Source organism: Tenacibaculum piscium, assembly GCF_021390715.1.
Taxonomy (GTDB): domain Bacteria; phylum Bacteroidota; class Bacteroidia; order Flavobacteriales; family Flavobacteriaceae; genus Polaribacter; species Polaribacter piscius.
Genome location: NZ_JAJGWT010000001.1, coordinates 1 through 581 on the forward strand (window position 1 = coordinate 1; position 581 = coordinate 581).

Sequence of the window (581 nt, forward strand, 5' to 3'; positions counted from 1 at the left end):
GTTGTTGTTGCTGAATCATCCTGTGCTACTGGGGGTGTATTATCGATTGCTACAGCAACATTAGCGANTGCTAATAAAGTTACCGTTCCTCCTGTTACACTAATTGGTGTATCTACAACTGGAGTAGTTCCATTGATATCTGTAATTGTTAATGTATCTCCATCAACATCATCATCTATTCCGTTTCCGTTATCCGCTAAAACATCTACCTTTACTGAACCGAACAGATAACGATTGGAATCAAGGCGAGGAAATTCCGTTGTTTGATATGTCTGAAGAACAAGAGGCTTTATCAATGGCAATTTGTGGCNKYWTCCGTTATCCGCTAAAACATCTACCTTTACTGAAGTATTGATTGTTGTTGTTGCTGAATCATCCTGTGCTACTGGTGGTGTATTATCGATTGCTACAGCAACATTAGCGATATCTGTTCCGCCATTTCCATCACTTATAGTGTATGGGAAAGTAATTTCTGTTCCTGTTCCATCAGGTTGAATATCTAATGTTCCTCCTGCTAATAAAGTTACMGTTCCTCCTGTTACTGATATTGGTGTATCTACAACTGGAGTAGTTCCATTGAT

General features: G+C 39.1%; 1 protein-coding gene. It reads right to left on the reverse strand.

Annotated elements, in window-relative coordinates; all coding sequences use genetic code 11:
- A partial coding sequence (locus L0U77_RS00005; RefSeq protein ID WP_478221517.1) for an Ig-like domain-containing protein occupies nt 1-581 on the reverse strand: 581 nt, incomplete at its 3' end.